Source organism: Streptomyces sp. NPDC047072, assembly GCF_040643855.1.
Taxonomy (GTDB): Bacteria; Actinomycetota; Actinomycetes; order Streptomycetales; family Streptomycetaceae; genus Streptomyces.
In genome coordinates this window covers 1-1903 of record NZ_JBEYVC010000360.1, presented here as the reverse complement: position 1 = coordinate 1903, position 1903 = coordinate 1, and the positions used below count along the sequence as shown (strand labels likewise).

1 protein-coding gene and 1 rRNA gene are annotated in these 1903 nt (G+C 67.8%); one reads left to right on the top strand and one right to left on the bottom strand.

The window, feature by feature from the left end; genetic code table 11:
- A 23S ribosomal RNA gene (locus ABZ896_RS52650) occupies positions 1-170 on the bottom strand; the annotation flags it as partial.
- A 556-nt stretch (positions 171-726) separates the two neighbouring features.
- On the opposite strand from ABZ896_RS52650, the gene ABZ896_RS52645 reads away from it, so the two are divergent.
- Entirely contained in the window at positions 727-945 is a 219-nt protein-coding gene (locus ABZ896_RS52645; protein WP_360946629.1) for a hypothetical protein, read from the top strand.
- Positions 946-1903 lie beyond the last annotated feature (958 nt).

Below are 1903 nucleotides of genomic sequence, written 5' to 3'. Positions count from 1 at the left end.
ACTTACACTCAACACCTGATTGCCAACCAGGCTGAGGGAACCTTTGGGCGCCTCCGTTACCCTTTAGGAGGCAACCGCCCCAGTTAAACTACCCACCACCCACCAACCCCAGGAGCCGGACCCATGCGGAGAACCCCGATCGGCACACGCTTCACGACAGGCTGTGGGCACTCCTGGAAGCGCCGGCGACCCTGGTGGACTGCGGGCGAACTGCGACACGCTTCAACGAACTGCGCCGTATGCGGCGAACTCCTTCTGATCACGGTGCCGTCCGAGGTCCCCGACGACGTCTATCCGGCGGATGTCCACTGCCCCCTTTTCCACGTGCAGCTCTCGATCGAGTCCGATGGTCTCTGGCCCGTCGATGGACGGGGGACCTATTCGATGCAGGTCGTGGCCGAGTAGGGGCCCACGGTCCCGCTCCCCCGGAACCTCGGCCTGGGGCCAGCCCCCGCACGCCCGCCGTCGCCCCAACCGGATTAAGAAGTAGAGAGAGCGGATCCGTTGTATTACCTGATGAGATGTCCCTGCTGCGGCAGCCCGACCGTTTTTCACGAGTTGGAGCGACACTCCGCCCAGAGCCTCCTGATCGACCCCGAGACCGGCTTGCCTCCCGGCATCCACCCGGACGGTCACCGTGTGCCCCCGTCGCCAGAGGCCACGGCCAGAGCCCGCAGGCGCCCTCTGTGCCGGTCATGTATCGATGACGTGGAGACCGCTGGCGCGGTGAACTTCTCTGTGCGCCTGACGGGCGAGCAGACCGCGATGGCCTTTGCTTCCGAGGCGCCCCTCATCGACGATGAGGGCCGCGTGATGGCTGTCCGCTGCCCGTCCGCAGACTGCGGTTCGGTCGTCGATCTGATCAACGGCAGGCTCGGCCGGCACTTCGTGCGCGGCCGGAAGTGTCGAATGTCGAACGTGCGGGTGGTGGTCGGTGAGGGTTGAACTGAAGCGTGAGCTGTACAGCGCCACGCGGCCGGCATCGTAGCCGCCCTCACTCCCAAACACCCGGCCGGACCGCGTGACAGACGCAGCCGCGTGCGGGCCGGCCGGGCCCGGCCCACCTGGACGGACCGCTATGGACGCGGCGCGACTCGCTGAGCGGGCACGCGGGGTTCGATTCCCTGTCCTCCAGGTGAGCTCACTCCACCAGCCCCGTCGTGCCCGGCGGCCCCTGTCGCCGGCCACCGCCCGCTCGGCGACGCGGGTGCGGGTGCGGGTGCGGGTGCGGGGCTCGACGATGGTGCCCTCGCCGCAACGCAAAAGTCCCGTATCCAGAGTCTGGAACGGGACTTCGCGAACCCTCACATACGTAGGGAAGGCCCAGAGCACGCTTGCTCAATGCAGAAGTTGCCTTCTAGCAGACCAGCAGCGGAACACCCCCACGTGTGTGGGGAACGCCCTGAGCGCAGACACTATTGTGGCACAACTCGACCCCAGCATGCGGTTGTTGGGTCGGGACAAGTGTGATGTCACCTGACCGCCGCGCCGTGCTTCGCTCACCAGGTCCACCCAGTCATGGTTGGTCGGGGCTGCAGTTCAAGGCACCCCAAGGCTTGGAAAGCTGAGAATGCGGCGCGGGAGATGAGGTACGCCGGGCCATCGTCGCCCGCGGCGGCCGGCGCCCGCTCGAGACAGGGAGCAGACAGCGCCGAGGTTGTGATGCCCGCCAAGAACGCCGGCCCCTGCCCCGGGCCTGCGTCGGCGCCTTCCGGGACCGGGCGAGCACGTGGCGGGCCGCGGGACCCCGGGACCTGCTGCTCACCGCGCGGCGGCACCGCCTTGGCCGACTCGGCGGCACGCGCCGTACTGAGGACCAGATCGACGCGGCGAAGGAGTACGACGCCCGGTTCCTGGAGCTGTACGGCAAGATCACCAACCCGGCGAACGGCTACTTCTCCCC